This is a genomic window from Actinoplanes sp. NPDC051494 (genome assembly GCF_044454705.1).
Lineage (GTDB): Bacteria > Actinomycetota > Actinomycetes > Mycobacteriales > Micromonosporaceae > Actinoplanes.
This window is the reverse complement of the sequence record NZ_JBITDZ010000001.1, coordinates 903,572-919,930: the sequence shown is the minus strand read 5'-3', so window position 1 is coordinate 919,930 and position 16,359 is coordinate 903,572. Positions and strand designations below refer to the sequence as shown.

General features: G+C 69.9%; 18 protein-coding genes. 13 read left to right on the top strand and 5 right to left on the bottom strand.

Annotation, left to right across the window (positions count from 1 at the left end; genetic code table 11):
• Window positions 1–310 precede the first annotated feature (310 nt).
• The 4 genes from ACIA6A_RS04265 (at window position 311) to ACIA6A_RS04250 (ending at window position 3,471) form a co-directional block, all read left to right on the top strand.
• Window positions 311–664: a GntR family transcriptional regulator gene (locus ACIA6A_RS04265; protein ID WP_396095932.1), complete on the top strand. Its 354-nt coding sequence runs from the start codon at window positions 311–313 to the stop codon at window positions 662–664.
• Window positions 664–1,545 carry an ATP-binding cassette domain-containing protein gene (locus ACIA6A_RS04260; protein ID WP_396095931.1) on the top strand — a complete coding sequence of 294 codons (882 nt, stop codon included), beginning with the start codon at window positions 664–666 and terminating at the stop codon, window positions 1,543–1,545. Before ACIA6A_RS04265 ends, ACIA6A_RS04260 begins: the two co-directional genes overlap by 1 nt.
• Complete coding sequence (locus tag ACIA6A_RS04255) at window positions 1,542–2,213, top strand: twin-arginine translocation signal domain-containing protein (RefSeq protein WP_396095930.1); 672 nt, start codon at window positions 1,542–1,544, stop codon at window positions 2,211–2,213. The genes ACIA6A_RS04260 and ACIA6A_RS04255 overlap by 4 nt, the downstream gene beginning before the upstream one ends.
• A gap of 154 nt (window positions 2,214–2,367) precedes the next feature.
• Window positions 2,368–3,471 (top strand): D-alanine--D-alanine ligase family protein, encoded by a 1,104-nt coding sequence (locus ACIA6A_RS04250; protein WP_396095929.1) that lies wholly within the window; start codon window positions 2,368–2,370, stop codon window positions 3,469–3,471.
• A gap of 3 nt (window positions 3,472–3,474) precedes the next feature.
• Here ACIA6A_RS04250 and ACIA6A_RS04245 read toward each other — a convergent pair whose 3' ends face one another.
• Together ACIA6A_RS04245 and ACIA6A_RS04240 are read right to left on the bottom strand one after the other, a co-directional pair.
• Window positions 3,475–4,092 carry a DUF3515 family protein gene (locus ACIA6A_RS04245; RefSeq protein WP_396095928.1) on the bottom strand — a complete coding sequence of 206 codons (618 nt, stop codon included), beginning with the start codon at window positions 4,090–4,092 and terminating at the stop codon, window positions 3,475–3,477.
• 3 nt (window positions 4,093–4,095) lie between these two features.
• A complete protein-coding gene (locus tag ACIA6A_RS04240) occupies window positions 4,096–4,329 on the bottom strand; it encodes an Lrp/AsnC ligand binding domain-containing protein (RefSeq protein WP_396095927.1) in 234 nt (77 codons plus the stop codon).
• Window positions 4,330–4,453: 124 nt separating this feature from the next.
• Between ACIA6A_RS04240 and ACIA6A_RS04235 the strand changes: the two genes are divergently transcribed.
• Complete coding sequence (locus tag ACIA6A_RS04235; RefSeq protein ID WP_396095926.1) at window positions 4,454–5,392, top strand: thiamine-phosphate kinase; 939 nt, start codon at window positions 4,454–4,456, stop codon at window positions 5,390–5,392.
• Window positions 5,393–5,403: 11 nt separating this feature from the next.
• Window positions 5,404–5,865: a GNAT family N-acetyltransferase gene (locus ACIA6A_RS04230; RefSeq protein ID WP_396095925.1), complete on the top strand. Its 462-nt coding sequence runs from the start codon at window positions 5,404–5,406 to the stop codon at window positions 5,863–5,865.
• Window positions 5,866–5,929: 64 nt separating this feature from the next.
• On the opposite strand, the gene rpmB is transcribed toward ACIA6A_RS04230, so the two are convergent.
• The gene (rpmB, locus tag ACIA6A_RS04225) at window positions 5,930–6,121 is read right to left on the bottom strand and encodes a 50S ribosomal protein L28 (RefSeq protein WP_023561910.1); all 192 of its coding nucleotides are present in this window, start codon (window positions 6,119–6,121) and stop codon (window positions 5,930–5,932) included.
• Window positions 6,122–6,304: 183 nt separating this feature from the next.
• Here rpmB and ACIA6A_RS04220 point away from each other — a divergent pair, with 183 nt between their 5' ends.
• Genes ACIA6A_RS04220 through ACIA6A_RS04210 form a run of 3 tightly spaced genes read left to right on the top strand, consistent with a single transcriptional unit; the run spans window position 6,305 to window position 10,661 of the window.
• On the top strand, window positions 6,305–8,122 hold the full coding sequence (locus tag ACIA6A_RS04220) for a DAK2 domain-containing protein (RefSeq protein ID WP_396095924.1): 1,818 nt from the start codon (window positions 6,305–6,307) through the stop codon (window positions 8,120–8,122).
• Window positions 8,119–10,332, top strand: a complete 2,214-nt coding sequence (gene recG, locus ACIA6A_RS04215) for an ATP-dependent DNA helicase RecG (protein WP_396095923.1) — start codon at window positions 8,119–8,121, stop codon at window positions 10,330–10,332. Before ACIA6A_RS04220 ends, recG begins: the two co-directional genes overlap by 4 nt.
• The gene (locus ACIA6A_RS04210) at window positions 10,329–10,661 is read left to right on the top strand and encodes a DUF952 domain-containing protein (protein ID WP_396095922.1); all 333 of its coding nucleotides are present in this window, start codon (window positions 10,329–10,331) and stop codon (window positions 10,659–10,661) included. Before recG ends, ACIA6A_RS04210 begins: the two co-directional genes overlap by 4 nt.
• 46 nt (window positions 10,662–10,707) lie before the next feature.
• Here the strand turns inward: ACIA6A_RS04210 and ACIA6A_RS04205 are convergent, their stop codons facing one another.
• Both ACIA6A_RS04205 and ACIA6A_RS04200 read right to left on the bottom strand, forming a co-directional pair.
• Window positions 10,708–12,312: a cell wall anchor protein gene (locus ACIA6A_RS04205; protein WP_396095921.1), complete on the bottom strand. Its 1,605-nt coding sequence runs from the start codon at window positions 12,310–12,312 to the stop codon at window positions 10,708–10,710.
• 264 nt (window positions 12,313–12,576) lie between these two features.
• Window positions 12,577–13,659, bottom strand: a complete 1,083-nt coding sequence (locus tag ACIA6A_RS04200; RefSeq protein ID WP_396095920.1) for an LPXTG cell wall anchor domain-containing protein — start codon at window positions 13,657–13,659, stop codon at window positions 12,577–12,579.
• A 378-nt stretch (window positions 13,660–14,037) separates the two neighbouring features.
• On the opposite strand from ACIA6A_RS04200, the gene rsmD reads away from it, so the two are divergent.
• The 4 genes from rsmD (at window position 14,038) to ACIA6A_RS04180 (ending at window position 16,355) form a co-directional block, all read left to right on the top strand.
• The gene (rsmD, locus tag ACIA6A_RS04195; RefSeq protein ID WP_396095919.1) at window positions 14,038–14,613 is read left to right on the top strand and encodes a 16S rRNA (guanine(966)-N(2))-methyltransferase RsmD; all 576 of its coding nucleotides are present in this window, start codon (window positions 14,038–14,040) and stop codon (window positions 14,611–14,613) included.
• On the top strand, window positions 14,610–15,089 hold the full coding sequence (coaD, locus tag ACIA6A_RS04190) for a pantetheine-phosphate adenylyltransferase (RefSeq protein ID WP_396095918.1): 480 nt from the start codon (window positions 14,610–14,612) through the stop codon (window positions 15,087–15,089). Before rsmD ends, coaD begins: the two co-directional genes overlap by 4 nt.
• A 91-nt stretch (window positions 15,090–15,180) precedes the next feature.
• On the top strand, window positions 15,181–15,678 hold the full coding sequence (locus ACIA6A_RS04185) for a hypothetical protein (protein WP_396095917.1): 498 nt from the start codon (window positions 15,181–15,183) through the stop codon (window positions 15,676–15,678).
• Between the two features lie 113 nt (window positions 15,679–15,791).
• Window positions 15,792–16,355: a YceD family protein gene (locus ACIA6A_RS04180; RefSeq protein WP_396095916.1), complete on the top strand. Its 564-nt coding sequence runs from the start codon at window positions 15,792–15,794 to the stop codon at window positions 16,353–16,355.
• Window positions 16,356–16,359 lie beyond the last annotated feature (4 nt).

Below are 16,359 nucleotides of genomic sequence, written 5' to 3'. Positions count from 1 at the left end.
TCCCGGCTGGCCCCGGTCCCGGCTGGCCCCGGTCCCGGCTGGCCCCGGTCCCGGCTGGCCCCGGTCCCGGCTGGCCCCGGTCCCGGCTGGCCCCGGTCCCGGCTGGCCCCGGCCCCGGCCGGTCGCCGGCCGGTCGCCGGCCCGCGAGCACGCGCCGCCGAACTCCCGCTTGCGCCCACGGATTCGTTGGTTCTATGGTTCGTTACATGAGTAATGAACCACAGAACCGATGAACCACTGCAGCGGTGAACCGGCACGGCGGTGCAGTGGCGAGCTGCCGCAGTGGACCGGGGCGTAGGAGGGGGATCAGGTGCTTGATGACCGCAGCCCGATCTACCTGCAGATCGCGGACACCATCAAGGAAGACGTCCTTCGCGGATCGCTCGAGGGGGACGAGCAAATCATGTCCACCAATCAATATGCGGCCTATTTCCAGATCAATCCGGCGACCGCTGCCAAGGCGTTCGCCCGGCTGGTCGAGGAGGGGCTGATCTATCGCAAGCGGGGCATCGGGATGTTCGTCAGCCCGGATGCCCGCACGAAGTTACGGGACCAGCGACGCGAACGATTCTTCGCCGACGTCGTGGACCCGATGCTGAACGAGGCCCGGATGGTCGGGGTCTCGATGGAGGAAATCAAGAAGTACATCGACGGGAGCACCTGATGATCTCGATACGCGACCTGACTGTCCGGTACGGCGACACGGTTGCCGTCGATGCCGTCACGATGGATCTGGCCCCGGGGAAGATCTACGGGTTGCTGGGCCGCAACGGCTCCGGCAAGACGAGCCTGTTGAGCGTGCTCGCTGCGTACCGGAAGGCGAATTCCGGAAGCATCACCGTCGACGGCGCGGAACTGTTCGAGAATGCCGCCTTCATGCGGGACACCGTCTTTGTCCGGGACGCCCTGGACGCGAACGAGGGCGACCGGGTCGGCAGCCTGTTGAAGCTGCACGCCTGCCTGCGGCCGAGCTGGGACGCCGACTACGCCGCGAAACTGACCGACCTGTTCGAGCTGGACCCACGGAAGCGGGTCGGGGGCCTCTCCCGTGGTCAGCGTTCCAGCCTGGGCGTTGTCGTGGGGCTGGCGTCGCGGACGTCGCTCACCATTCTCGACGAGGCCTACCTCGGCATGGACGCCGCTGTCCGGGCGCTCTTCTACCGTGAGTTGCTCGCCGATTATCTCGAACGGCCGCGCACCTTCATCGTCTCCACACACCTGATCGACGAGGTCGCCGACCTGTTCGAAGAAGTCGTCGTCATGGACCGGGGGCGGGTGCTGGTGCACGAGGACACCGACACGTTCCGGTCCCGGGGTGTCGCGGTGACCGGGCCGGCCGAGGCGGTGGACCTCTTCGCGGCGGGACGCACCGTGCTCAGCGAGCAGCGGCTCGGCGGCAGCCGGCAGGTCACGCTCTACGGCGAACTCGGGGCCGGGGAACGGCAGCAGGCCGAGCGGGCCGGGCTGAGCCTGGCCCAGGTCGGCATCCAGGATCTCTTCGTCCATCTCACCGGGTCCGAGCGCACCATGGAGGCAGCACGATGAATCCGCGACGTCTTGTCCTCGCCGGTCTCTGGCGCAACTACCGGCCGGTGCTGACCGGGTTCATGGCCGTCCTGATCACCGGTGTGATCGTCGGTGACATCATCGCCTCGCGGGTGACCGATCCCGCGCCCGGCATGTGGATGTTCTTCACCACCGCGTTCCGCTACTGGCTCGGCATCGTGGGGTGCGTGACGGTCGCCGTGCACCTGCGGCAGTTCGTCGCAAGTGGCATCACCCGGCGGGACTTCCTGGCCGGGGCGGCGCTGATCGGGGTCATGGGGGCGGTGTTCTACGCGGTGGTCGTGCCGCTCGGGCACGGCATCGAGTACGCCCTGCACGGCGGCACCGGCTTCTCCGCGTCGATCGCGCTGCGGGAATTCGCGCTGACCCTGATCTCCTGCATGGCGGCGTTCGTGACGGGGGCCGCGGCCACGAGCGGCTTCTACCGGTACGGGACCAGGGGTGGCCTGATCTTCCTCATCCCCGCGCTGCTGCCGGCGGCGGTCGCCGAGATCCTCTTCACGCTCGACGGGGACGGCCAGCTCATGGTGCGCTTCATCCCGTACCCGGTGGCGATCCTGGTGTCTCTGGCCGTGACCGCGCTGGTCGGCCGGCTCACCCGTCAGGAGCTGCACGAGGTCGCGATCCGGCGCTCAGCGCTCGGATAAAACACAGAGAGTGTTGGTCGCATGGACTCGCTGTCCATGTGAGGCGCGTCTGAGCCCGCCGTCATCGCAAAGTTGTCTACGGAGAGTAGGGTCACCCCCGATGTGACCCCGGCCGCCCCGTGCGGCTATCGAGCGGCAACGAGAGGCCTTTTCCATGGCGACCCCTCGCAAAACCCGGGTAGCGATCGTTTTCGGCGGCCGCAGCACCGAGCACGCCATCTCGGCGGTCAGCGCCGGCAGCATCATGGCCGCGCTCGACCCCGACGAGTACGAGGTGGTGCCGGTCGGTATCACCCGTGACGGTGCGTGGGTCCTGGCCGCCGACGACCCGCAGTCGCTCGCCATCGAGGGCGGGCACCTGCCGGAGATCACCACGGCGTCGGGCAAGGCGCTGGTGCTGCCGGCCGACCCCACCGCCGACGGCCTGATGGTCCTCGAGCCCGCCGGGGGCGTGGCCGCGCTGGCCGGCGTGGACGTGGTCTTCCCGGCGCTGCACGGCGCCTACGGCGAGGACGGCACGATCCAGGGCATGCTCGAGATGGCCGGCATCCCGTACGTGGGGGCGAACGTCTTCGCGTCGGCGGCCGGCATGGACAAGGAATTCACCAAGAAGCTCGCCGCCGCCGAGGGCATCCCGGTCGGGCCGTACGCGGTGCTGCGGGCCGGGGCGTCGCTGTCCGAGCAGGACAAGGAGCGGCTCGGACTCCCGGTCTTCGTGAAGCCGTCGCGCGCCGGGTCGTCGTACGGGATCACCAAGGTCTCCGATTGGGCCGACCTGGACGTGGCGATCGCCGAGGCCCGGCAGATCGACCCCAAGGTGCTGGTCGAGGCCGCGATCGTGGGCCGGGAGATCGAGTGCGGCGTGCTGGAGGGCGAGGCCGGCGGCGCGCCCGAGGCGTCGCTGCTCGCCGAGATCCTGGTGAACGCGTCCGGCGACGACTTCTACGACTTCGAGGCGAAGTACCTCGGCGAGGGCACGCCGTACCAACTTCCCGCGGACCTCAAGCCGGACGTGGCCGAGAAGGTGCGCGAGTACGCCTGCCGGACGTTCACCGCGCTCGACTGCGCAGGTCTGGGCCGGGTCGACTTCTTCGTCACCGCCGACGACGAGATCTATCTCAACGAGATCAACACGATGCCCGGCTTCACCGCCACGTCGATGTTCCCGCTGATGTGGGCCGCGACCGGCCTGGAATACCCCAAGGTCGTGGACCGGCTGATCCGCACCGCGCTGCGCCGCGGCACCGGCCTGCACTGACGCTCAGACGCAGCCGTACGGAACGCCCTGGGCGAGCGACTTGTCCGTCTCCACGACGATGTCGGAGAACTCGTTCGCCCACTGGGCCGGCTGGTCGTACTGCCTCGGCACGGTCACCGTCACCGGGACCTCGCGGTCCATCGTGGTGAAAGCGGTCGCCTCGGCTTTCGCGTCGGCATACCAGCAGACCCGGTTCATGTTCATCAGCTCGGAGTCCATCGGCACGCACCCCGACCCGGCCTGATCCATCGTCTTGCACGTCGTGGGCTGCACACCCCCGCACGACACGGTGAGCGCGGGTTCGCCGTACGCGGCGTTCTGCTCCGGCCCGGCACTCACCTTGCGGGCGGCCAGGTCACGCACCTTGGCCGGCAGCTGCGAGGTCACCGCCAGGCAGACCTCGGCCTGGCGGGCGCTGAGCGCGGGCGCGGCCATCTCCACCGGGGTGCTCGGCAGCGCCGAGGGCTGCGTCACCACCGGGTCCGCGGCCGGCTCCGACGAGTCCGGGATGACCAGGAAGAAAATCCCCAGAGCGACCAACAGGGCCACGGGTACGGCCACCACGGTTGCCCAGAGTGCGGCCCGTCGGGTTGTCTTGTCCTCAACTGCCTGGTCGACCATGGGTCAGAGGTTTACCACGGAGCACGTGACGGTACGGGTGATACCCGGGACGAACTGGATTTTGCTCACAATCATCCGACCGAGTTCATCGACGGTATGCCCTTCGGCCAGCACGACCACGTCGTAGGGCCCGGTCACCGCGTCCACCCGGACGACGCCCTGAATTTTGTCGATCGCGGCGGCCACGTCACGGGCCTTTCCGACCTCCGTCTGGATGAGGATGTATGCCTGAACCACGATCGACTCCTATCCGCCGCCGAGGGCGACTAGAACGTGAAACTACAGTACGCAGCGCGGTCCTTGCTGCGCGCATCGCTGGTAGCGCCTGGTTGGGCGCTTCTCTGGGAAGGAACGGTGGACAGTGAGCATCGCGGAGGCCGGAGAATTCGGGCTCATCTCCCGGATAACGGCGCGACTCGGGTCCAGCCCGTCAAGCCTGCTCGGCCCCGGGGACGACGCCGCGGTGGTCGCCAGTCCGGACGGCCGGACCGTCGCGTCCACGGACGTCCTGGTCGAGGGCCGGCACTTCCGCCGTGACTGGTGCAGTGCCACCGACGTCGGCCATCGTGCCGCGGCCGCCAACCTCGCCGACATCGCGGCGATGGGTGCCCGGCCGACCGCCCTGCTGGTGGCGCTCTGCGTCCCCAAGGATCTCGATGTGACCTGGGCCGAGGACCTTGCTGGCGGCTTGTCGGCCGAGGCCGCGCTGGTGGGCGCGAGCGTGGTCGGTGGGGACATGTCGTCCAGCCCGACGCTGACGATCGCCGTGACGGCGCTCGGAGACCTCGGTGGCCGGGCTCCGGTGCTGCGCAGCGGCGCCCAGCCGGGAGACGTGGTGGCCCTCGCCGGGCGTACGGGGTACGGCGCGGCCGGCTACACGGTCCTGTCCCGGGGCTTCCGCACGCCCAAGGTGCTCGTCGAGGCCTATCGCCGCCCGGCCGTGCCCTACGACGCGGGACCGGCGGCGGCCGCCCTCGGCGCCACCTCGATGATCGACATCTCGGACGGCCTGCTGCAGGACCTCGCGCACGTCGCGACCGCCAGTGTCGTCGGCATCGACCTGCACCGCGACGCGTTCGAGGTCCCCGATCAGATGCGCGACGCGGCCTCGGCGCTGGGCGTCGACCCGTACGTCTGGCTCCTGGCCGGTGGCGACGACCACGCCCTCGCCGCGACGTTCCCGCCGGGGGTGGAGCTGCCCGAGCCGTGGCGGGTCATCGGGGCCGTGCACGAGGGCACCGGTGTGACGGTCGACCGAAAGCCCTGGCAGGGCGGCATGGGCTGGGATCACTTCCGTTAGCCTGGCCCGTCGTGGAAACCATCAACATCCGCGAGGCTCGTTTCGACGAGCCGGCGGTGCAGGCACTCATCGCGCTGGCGATGGCAGAACTGAGCCGACGGTACGGAGGCAGCGGCGACGACACCCCGGTGGCGGCGGCCGATTTCGCGCCTCCGGCCGGGGCTTTCCTCGTCGCGTCCGATGCCTCGGGGGCCCTGATCGGCTGCGCGGGCTGGCGGGCGCACGGCCCGGACGCCGAGCTCAAGCGCATGTTCACGGTCGAAGCGGCCCGGGGCCGGGGAGTGGCCCGGCAGGTGCTCACCGCGCTGGAGGAGTCGGCCCGGGCCCGCGGCCGTGAGCGGGTGATCCTCGAGACCGGCGACAAACAACCCGAAGCGATCGCACTGTACGAGAAGTGTGGCTACGAACGCATCGAGGACTTCGGGTACTACAAGGGTGAAGAGGGCGTGCTGTCGTACGCCAAGGCTCTGTAGGACACAGATAACCGCCGGGTCCTAGCGGGCCCGGCGGTCAGCCGTACTGGTGCAGGCGTGCGCGTCAGGCGCGCACAACCTTGCCGGCCTTGATGCACGAGGTGCAGACCTTGAGCTTCTTGGTGTTGCCACCACCGGCAGGGGTGCGCACCGACTGGATGTTCGGGTTCCAGCGGCGGTTGGTCCGCCGGTGCGAGTGGGACACGTTGTGGCCGAAGCCCGGTCCCTTGCCACAGACGTCGCACACGCTAGCCACGGGGTACTCCAAGGATTGATACGCCGGCGTCGGAACTTCACACCAGCTGCGAACTGAGGGTTGCCGGGACGGATTGCACCCGGGCAACCCAGCCAGGTTACCCGATGCCCCGGCGGTACAGCGAATCGCCCCTGGCGGGAGCGCGGCCCGGCAATTGTCACACGTGGTCAGTAGGCTTTTCGTGTGCTGGAAACCCTGGACGCCGCCGCCGTACGCCGCTGGTGCGGCGCTGGGCTGGCCGCGCTGCGGGTCCACCAGCACGAGATCGACGAACTCAACGTGTATCCGGTCCCGGACGGCGACACCGGCACCAACCTCGTGCTGACCCTCACCTCGGCCCAGGAGGCCCTGGACGCCGACGAGACCGACTCCCGCGATGCCACGCCCGGCCGGGAGACCCGGTTGGGGCGGGTGATGCGCCGGATGGCCCGCGGCGCCCTGCTCGGCGCCCGGGGCAACTCCGGCGTGATCGTCTCGCAGATCCTGCGGGGCATGGCCGACACGTTCGCCACCACGGTCACCGTGCGCGGCCACGACCTGGCCCGGGCCCTCAAGACCGCCAGCGAGGCCGCGTATGCCGCGGTCGCCCGTCCGGTCGAGGGCACGGTGCTCTCCGTGGTCGCCGCGGCGGCCGAGGGAGCCGGCCGGATCAAGTCCGACGACCTGCTGGCCGTCGCCCGCGCGGCGGCCCGGTCCGCGGCGGAGGCGCTGGCCCGTACCCCCCAGCAACTGCCCGTCCTGGCCCGCGCCGGAGTGGTCGACGCGGGCGGCCGCGGCCTGGTCGTCCTGCTCGACGCGCTCGTCGACGCCCTCACCCCGAACGCTCCCGACGCCCTCACCCCCGCACCGCGGCCGCTCGCCGTCGCCTCGTCGCCCGAGTCGGTCGCGGCCGGCGGTGGGTTCGGTTACGAGGTGCAGTATCTGCTCGATGCCGAGCCCGCCGCGGTCGAGGGGCTGAAGGCGATCCTCGACCGGCTGGGGGATTCGCTCGTGATCGTGGGCACGGGGGAGGGCGAGCCGCCGACCTGGAACGTCCACGTCCACGTCGACGACATCGGTGCGGCCGTCGAGGCCGGTGTCGAGGCGGGCCGCCCGTACCGGATCACGGTGACCCGGCTGGCCGAACGCCCGCACTCGCCCGGAGCCGTCGTCCCGGCGCCCGGCACCCCGCCGGATCCCGGTCCCGTGCCCGACCCGCGAACCGTGCCCGACCCGCGAACCGGCCCTGACCTGGGAACCGATTCTGACCTGGGAACCGGCCCTGATCTGGGAACCGGCCCTGATCTGGGAACCGATTCTGACCGCCGGGCCGAGACCGACCGCCGGGCCGAGACCGACCGCCGGGCTGGGCCGGAGCGGTGTGCCGTCGTGGTTGCCGCCGGGGATGGGCTCGCCGAGCTGTTCGCCGCCGAGGGGGCCGTGGTCGTCGGGCGCAATCCGTCCATCGCCGAGATGCTCGCCGCCATCGTCGGCACCCGGGCCGAGCAGGTCGTGCTGCTGCCCAACGACGCCAACACCCACGCCGTGGCCGATGCCGCCGCCCGGGAGGCCGCCGCCGAGGGCGTACGCGTCAGCGTGGTGCCCACCCGGTCGCCGGTGCAGGCGCTGGCCGCGCTGGCGGTCCGCGATCAGCGGCGGCGTTTCGACGACGACGTCATCGCGATGGCCGAGGCCGCCGGCGCCTGCCGGTACGGCGAGGTCACGACCGCGGCCCGGGAAGCGCTCACCGTGGCCGGCCGGTGCCGGCCCGGTGAGCTGATCGGGCTGGTGGATGGCGAGGTCAACGTCATCGGCGGTGGGCTCGACGAGGTCTGCCGGCGGCTGCTCGACCGGATGCTCGGCGGCGGCGGGGAGTTGGTCACGCTGGTGCTCGGGGCCGACGCGCCGGGTGAGCTGGAGGACGCGCTGCGCGGGCACCTCGCCCAGACGTGGCCGTTCGTGGAACTGCAGTGCTATGCGGGCGGGCAGCCCCGTTACCACCTGTTGGTTGGAGTGGAATGACCGAGACGACCACCGAGACCGTTCCGACCACCACCGGAACCCCTTTGAAGAAGGTGCTCGGGGACAAGACCGCGAAGGCGCTGGCCGATCACCTCGATCTGCACACGGCCGGGGATCTGATCTACCACTTCCCGCGCCGTTACGACGAGCGCGGCGAGCACACCGACCTGCGTCAGCTCGAGGTGGGCGAGCAGGTCACCCTGCTGGCCCAGGTGAAGAACACTTCGGTACGCCCGATGCGCCAGCGCCGTGGCACGATGCTGGAGATCACCATCGGGGACGGTTCCGGGGCGACGCTGACCTGCACGTTCTTCAACCAGGCGTGGCGCGAGCGGGAGTTGCGGACCGGCCGGTGGGGGCTGTTCGCCGGCAAGGTCACCGACTTCCGGGGCAAGCGGCAGCTCAACGGGCCCGCCTATCAACTGCTCAAGGCCGACGCCACCGAGGACGAGGCGGCCGAGGAGATCGAGGAGTTCGCCGGTGCGTTCATCCCGGTCTATCCCGCCGCGGCGGCCGTGCCGACGTGGACGATCGCCAAGTGTGTGCGGACCGTCCTCGACACGTTCCAGGCCCCGGAGGATCCGCTGCCGGGCACCGTGCGGGCCACCCGGAACCTGATCGGCATCGGCAAGGCCCTGCACGAGATCCACCGTCCCAGCTCCCAGGAAGACCTGTACAAAGCGAAATACCGGCTGAAGTGGGACGAGGCTTTCGCCGTACAGCTGACTCTGGTGCAGCGCAAGGCCCGCGCCGCGCAGGACCCCGGACGGTCCCGGCCCCGCAGCGAGGCCGGGATGCTGTCGGCGTTCGACGCGAGCCTGCCCTACGAGCTGACCGAGGGGCAGGCCCGGGTGGGCGAGGAGATCGCCGCCGACCTGGCGCGGTCGCATCCCATGCACCGGTTGCTGCAGGGCGAGGTCGGTTCCGGCAAGACGCTCGTCGCGGTCCGGGCGATGCTGCAGGTGGTCGACGCCGGGGGACAGGCCGCGCTGCTGGCGCCGACCGAGGTGCTCGCCACCCAGCACCACCGCAGCATCGGCGCGCAGCTCGGCGCGCTCGGCCGGGCCGGGGAGATCGACGGCGACCCGAACGGCACCCAGCTCACCCTCGTCACGGGTTCGCTGGGGGCGGCGGCCCGCCGGGCCGCGCTGGCCAAGGTCGCGGACGGCACCGCCGGGATCGTCATCGGTACGCACGCCCTGCTCTACGAGGGTGTCGACTTCAAGGACCTCGGCCTCGTGGTGGTGGACGAGCAACACCGCTTCGGGGTCGAGCAGCGCGACGCCCTGCGCGCGAAGGCCGCCCAGCCGCCGCACGTGCTGGTGATGACCGCGACGCCGATCCCGCGGACGGTCGCGATGACCGTGTACGGCGATCTGGAGACCTCGGTGCTGTCCCAGCTGCCCCGGGGCCGTTCGCCGATCGCGTCGCACGTGGTGCCGCCGGAACGCCCCGCGTTCCTGGACCGGGCCTGGCGGAGGCTGCGCGAGGAGGTCAAGGCCGGCCACCAGGCGTATGTCGTGTGCCCGCGGATCGGCGACGTCGCCGGCTCCGAGGAGGACGGCGAGCCGCCGGGCGACAACGAACCGGCCCGCCGCCCGCCGCTGGCCGTGCTGGACGTGGCGCCGCTGCTCGAGGAGGGCCCGCTGCGGGGCCTGCGGATCGGGATCCTGCACGGCCGGTTGCCCGCCGACGAGAAGGACGCGGTGATGCGCAGCTTCGCCGCCGGGGACCTGGACGTGCTGGTAGCGACCACGGTCATCGAGGTCGGCGTGGACGTGCCGAACTCCACCGTCATGATCATCATGGACGCGGACCGGTTCGGTGTCTCGCAGCTGCACCAGCTGCGCGGGCGGGTCGGGCGGGGCTCGGCACCGGGCATCTGCCTGCTGGTCACCGAGGCCATGGAGGGCACACCCGCACGGGACCGGCTCGACGCCGTGGCCTCCACCACCGACGGGTTCAAGCTGGCCGAGCTCGACCTCGAACAGCGCCGCGAGGGCGACGTGCTCGGCGCGTCGCAGTCCGGCAAGCACAGCCACCTGCGGCTGCTCTCGCTGCTGCGGGACGCCAAACTGATCACCGACGCCCGAGCCGAGGCGAACGACCTGGTCGGCGACGATCCGTCGCTGGCCCGGTTCCCGGCGCTCGCCGCCTCGGTGGCCGCCCTGGTCGACGAGGAACGAGCCGAGTATCTGGAGAAGGGTTGATCGTTCACTTCTGCCCGCGCGCCGACTGGGAAGCGGCGCTCGAGACGGGCACCTATCGCGCGGAGTCCCTGGCGACCCAGGGCTTCATCCACTGCTCGACCCCGGAGCAGGCCCCCATCCCGGCGACGATGCTGGCCCGGGGACGCACCGACCTGGTGCTCCTCGTGCTCGACGACACGCTGCCCATGGTCTGGGAGGACGGCGACCCGCCGGACCCGGGCGGCATGCAGTTCCCCCACCTGTACGCGCCGATCCCGGTGACCGCCGTGACGGCCGTGCACGACTGGCAGCCGGAGCCGGACGGCAGTTTCCGCACTCCCCAGCTGTAAAAAATGGGCCCGCCGAATGATCGGCGGGCCCATTTCCATGTGCTTGCTACGCGGTGAACTTCACCTTGCGGCGCCGGGCCAGGAAGAAGAGCACCCCGCCGGCCACGAGCAGCGCCACCGCGCCGGCCGCGATGCCACCGGCGGCGGCACCGGTCACCGGGAGCCCGCCCTCGGTGTCGTCACCACCGGCGTTGCCGCCGGTCGAACCGTCGCCGCTGGGAGTGGTGCTCGGGCTCGGGCTGGCAGTGGCGCTGGCGCTGGCGCTGGCACTCGGGCTGGGGCTGGGGGTGCCTCCGCCGTTCTCGCCGCACTCCTTGGCCTCGACCGCGATCGTGGCCGGCTTCTGGCCCTCGAACACGACGGTCGCCTCGGTGGCCTCACCGGCCGGGAAGGTGACGTTGCCGGACTCGCCCGGAGCCACGGTCAGCGACTTGGACTCGCCACCGTAGGTCACCGTGGCGGTCGCCGGCGTGACACCCTCCGGGTTGGTCACCGTGACGGTCACCGTCTTGCAGTCGTTCTCGACCGTCAGGGACGGCTGCGGGCAGTCCGCCGGCCGCTCCCAGTCGTACGTGACGGTGTCCAGGCCGTCGGCGGTCACCGTGACGGTGCCGGAACCGGCCGGGACCTCGACGGTGTCACCCTTGCCGGGCGCGACCGTGACGGTCCTGCTGAACTCGCCGGCCTTGACCGTGAAGTCGACCGGGTACCTGCTGAGCTCACCGGTGTTGCTCAGGTTGACCGTGATCGAGCCGTCGCAGCTGGACAGCGGCTCGACCGCCGGGCTCTGGCAGGCCTTGCTGCCGCCGTTGAACCAGCCGTCGGGACCCTCCGAGCGGCCACCCGTACCCGCGTTGCTGCCCAGCTTGGTGTCGTTGTAGCGCTTACCACCCTCGGTGATCTCGGGGATGATGTCGCCCTCGCCACCGAAGAACAGGTCGGCCTGGACGTTGCAGGCGGGCAGGTCGGCGCTGAGCTCCACCGAGCGGTTCTCGTTGGTGATCGTCGCGGTCGCGCTGTCGAACAGGTACTGCGGCACGGAGAACTGCGGCTTCGGCGCGAAGTACGTGACCAGCGAGACGGGCTCGCTCGCACCCTCACACAGCGTCTGCCCGTCCTTCAGGGCCACCGTCGCGGTCGCCTTGCCGTCAGCCACCGCGAACGTGTGCTTGAAGCGCAGCTCGTCGGCGGTCTTGCAGGGCTCCTGGGCCGGCTTGCAGTCACCGAGCTGCACGGAGGCCGTGTTGTCGGTGTCCTTGTTCTTGCCGGCCAGGGTCACGAACGAGATCGACGCCGACGCGGTGCCACCGGGTGCCGTCGTCGTGAACGTCTCCCGGCTGGGCGGGTTGCCCTCTTTCCGCTGCGCGGGGAACAGGGAGTAACCGTTCTTGAGCTGGTTGCCGTCGGCCGACACCGGGACGGGAAGGGTCGCCGGGGTGGCGGTCAGGTTGCTGACCGCCGCGTAGTTGGGGTCGCCGTTACCGACCGTCCAGGAGATGACCCACTCGCTCTTCGCGGTGACGCACTCGGCGGAACCGGTGACCGTGGTGGTTCCGGCGGCGCTGGCGGGCGAGGCGATGGCCATCAGCCCGGTGAGGCCGACAAGGGAGCCGGCGGCGATCGCCGCGACACGATGGAACAGGGTTTTCAACAGAGCCGCCTTACGGGACTGAAAGACGAGGGAGGTCACGACGTCGAGCCGATAGCGTGTCGTCGGCGCGATGACCCTATCGACTCCGCCGAATCTGTGGAATGCCTCAGGAGCCGCTAAGACGGTTGTTGCACATCCGAGACCATCGCTATACCGAGCGCGACCACGTCGACAATGGAGAGTGCCGGAAACGACGAAGGGCGCGTCGACCGTGATGGTCGGCGCGCCCTTCGTTTCAGGCGTTACGCGCTAGGCGCGGCCAGGTCAGGCGGTGAACTTGACCTTGCGGCGACGAGCGACGAAGAACAGAGCCAGACCACCGGCGAGCAGAACACCCGCACCGGCGGCGATGCTGCCGGCAGCCGCACCGGTCAGCGGCAGGGAGTCACCCTCGTCCTCGCCACCACCCGAGCCGGCGGTGTCACAGCCCTCGGGGGCCTCCCACGCCACGGTCTCCGAGTCGTCCTCGAAGCCCTCGACGTAGATCTTGACGGTGAAGCCCTCGGAGGCCTCGAACGTCGCGGACTTCTTCTCGCCCGGCTTGACGACGAGGGTCTGCTTGTCACCCTTGCTCGGCTCGAGCACCAGCGGGATCTCGACGCCGTCGGCGGGGTTGTCGAGGCCCAGCGTGACCGAGTCACAGTTGATCTCGAAGATCGGGGTCGCGTCGCCGATGACCGGGGTGGTCTCCGACGGGGTCGGCGTCGGGCTGGTGGAGGCGGACGCCGACGGGGTCGGCGACGCGCTGGTCGAGGTCGACGCGGACGGGGTCGGCGAGGCCTCGGTGGAGGTCGACGGGGACGGGCTCGGCGACGACGGCGACGGCGGGACGACGACGCACTCGGCCGGCTTGGAGACGACCGCGATCCGGCTGGCAGAAGCGCCATCGGTCCAGGTCATGTGCACGCGCAGCGCGGCGACCGTGTCGGTGGCGGCGAACTCGGTCGAGCCCTTCTTGGGGTTCGCGTAGTTCGGGTCGACCTTGGCGCCGGGGGCGATCTCGCCGGCGGTGGTCGGCGTCCAGACGACGTTTCCGTCACCGCCGTTGTTGCCGCCCTTGCCGGGCTTGTTCCAGCCGCCGTTGTACTTGTTCTTGTCCTGGGCGGTCTTGTCGACGCCGGCCGAGGTGGAGACGTCGACGGCGTCGATCGTGCCCTCGGTGCGCCAGTCGTTGCCGGCGGCCCAGTTGACGGTCCACTTGCCGTCAGCGATGCAGCTGGTGGAGCCCTTGACCTCAGGCGCGTGCGCGCTGGCCGGGCCGGTCACGGCGAAAGCGCCGGCCAGGCCGATGAACGCGCCGGCCGCGAGGGCCGTCGTACGCCGTAGCGGGGACTTGAACAGGTTCACGCCAATACTCCTGTGGTGAGGACCGAGGGGCACGGCACGGGGAATTCGGCGACCATCGCGTGTGGACATGGGGGTTCCGCGAGGGCCAGCGACGATACCTCCCCGCATCGTCGAGCCGACAGCGTTTCATCGGCGGCTGACCGACCATAGCGACTGATGCCTATCTGAAAAACATCTCAGGTCGCGCTAAGCCCGTTGATGCGGATTTGAGATCTTCGTTGAGCGCAGAGCTTTCGCGGATGTGCTCTGAGTGGTCATTTCCGGGAATGGGCGAGGGGAAAGTTCACTCCGGAGTGGTCGGTCGGAGGTGGTGGCGTAGCGTCATGTCGTGCTACTCGAACCTGCGGGCGAGCCCCGTGAGCTGCCGGGCCCGGGCGCGTGACGCGGATCATCGCCGGGGCGCACGGCGGGCGGCGGCTGGCCGCTCCGCCGGGTGACAAGACCCGGCCCACCTCGGACCGGGTGCGTGAGGCGTACTTCAGCGCGCTCGACACCATGACCGATCTGGACGGTGCCCGTTTCGCCGACCTTTATGCGGGTTCCGGAGCGATCGGGTTGGAGGCGTTGTCCCGCGGCGCCGCCTACTCGTTGCTCGTGGAGGCCGACGCCAGGGCGGCCCGGGCGATCCGCGACAACATTGTGACCCTGCGTGTCGGCAACGCCGCGCGGCTGGTCACCGGCAAGGTGACCCAGCTGCTCGCCGCGACCCCGGAGGGCGGACCGTACGACGTGGTCTTCGCGGACCCGCCCTACGCGGTCACCGACGACGAGGTCGACGAGGTCCAGCGGCTGCTGGTGACCAACGGATGGCTGAGCGACGACGCGGTGGTGACGTTCGAGCGATCATCTCGTACGGCGGTCCGGGGCGAACCGCTGAGCTGGGTCGACGGGATCGCCGCGGACCGTAGCCGGCGTTACGGCGAGACCACTCTTTGGTACGGTCGCCGCTCATGAGGCGTGCGGTCTGTCCCGGTTCCTTTGATCCGGTCACCAACGGTCATCTCGACATCGTCGGGCGAGCCAGCCGGCTGTTCGACGAGGTGATCGTCGGCGTGCTGATCAATCAGACGAAATCCGGCCTTTTCACCATCGAGGAACGCATCGAGATGCTGGGGGAGGCGACCAGCGCGTACGGCAACGTACGCGTCGAGTCCTTCCACGGCCTGCTCGTGGACTTCTGCCGGGCGCAGGGTGCCGCGGTGGTGATCAAGGGCCTGCGCGCGGTCAGCGACTTCGACTACGAGTTGCAGATGGCGCAGATGAACATCGGGCTCTCCGGCGTGGAGACCCTGTTCATGCCCACCAACCCGACCTATTCGTTCCTTTCGTCGAGCCTGGTCAAGGACGTCGTCAAGTGGGGCGGGGACGCGTCGTCCTATGTCCCGGATTTCGTCCGCGAGCGACTCGTGACCAGGTTGCGGCAAAACTGACGGCGTGGCCTACAAGGCTGTGCCGCCGGGTTCGGCAGTAACGTGATCGCACCACTCAGCGTGAGTGCGAGCTGACAGGAGTGAGGCGCCGGTGGATCCGCTCGACCGCATCGACGAGATCATCTCCATGGTGGAGCAGTCTCGTTCGGTCCCGATGTCCCGGACCAACTACATGTTCGACCGCGGCGAGATGATCGCGCTCCTCGACGAGCTGCGTTCGGAGTTGCCGGGCGACCTGCGCCGGGCGGTCGCGCTCCTGGAGGAGCGCGACAAGATCATCGACGCCGGCAAGCGCGAGGCGGACCGGATCATCAGCGAGGGTGAGGCCGAACACGGCCGGCTGGTCTCGGTCAACGAGATCACCGTCTCGGCCGAGCACGAGGGGGCCCGGATCGTCGCCGAGGCCCGGGCCGAGGCCCAGCGCCTGCGCGAGGAGGTCGACGACTACGTCGACACCGCGCTGGCCAACTTCGAGCAGTTCCTCACCAGGGCGTTGTCGTCGATAGAGCGTGGCCGCGACAAGATGCACGCGCTGCGCGAGATCGGCACGTTCCAGGGCGAGGACAGCGAGCGGCCCCTGCCGTTCTGAGCTGCCTCGGGGCACGCGATAGAGTTGGGTGTCCCGATCAGGGGCCGATTCGACGGTGCGCCCGCTGCTCAGGTAACCTTTTCTGTCGGCCTACCCATGGCTGAGAGTTCATGATGCCCAAGACTTCGCTGAAACACCTCGATCCCAGGCAGCCGCTGGTCGTCGACACGACGAAACTCCCGCGCCAGCCCGGGGCGACGCGTGCCCTCAAGCGGGTCGTACCGGCTCCCAAGGACCTCGGTCTTGAATTGATCTCGGTGCCCACGGGTTCCGACCTCGAGCTCGATCTGAGCATGACGTCGGTCTCCGAGGGTGTGTACGTCAGCGGCACCGTCCGCGGCTCACTGCAGGGTGAGTGCGGGCGCTGTCTCGACGAGATCTCCCAGTCGTTCGCCGTCACGATCGGGGAGCTGTACGCGTATGCGGACAGCACCACGGAAGAGACGACGGACGAGGACGAGGTGGGCCGGATGCAGGGCGACCTGCTCGACCTGGAGCCGGCATTGCGGGACGCGGTGGTGCTCACACTGCCGACCAACCCGGTCTGCCGGCCGGACTGCCCAGGGTTGTGCCCCGAGTGCGGGGTGCATCTCGACGATCTTCCGGCTGACCACAGCCACGAGGACGTCGATCCTCGCTGGGCCGCTTTGCGCAATCTTTCGAACACTGAGGAGTAGGTAC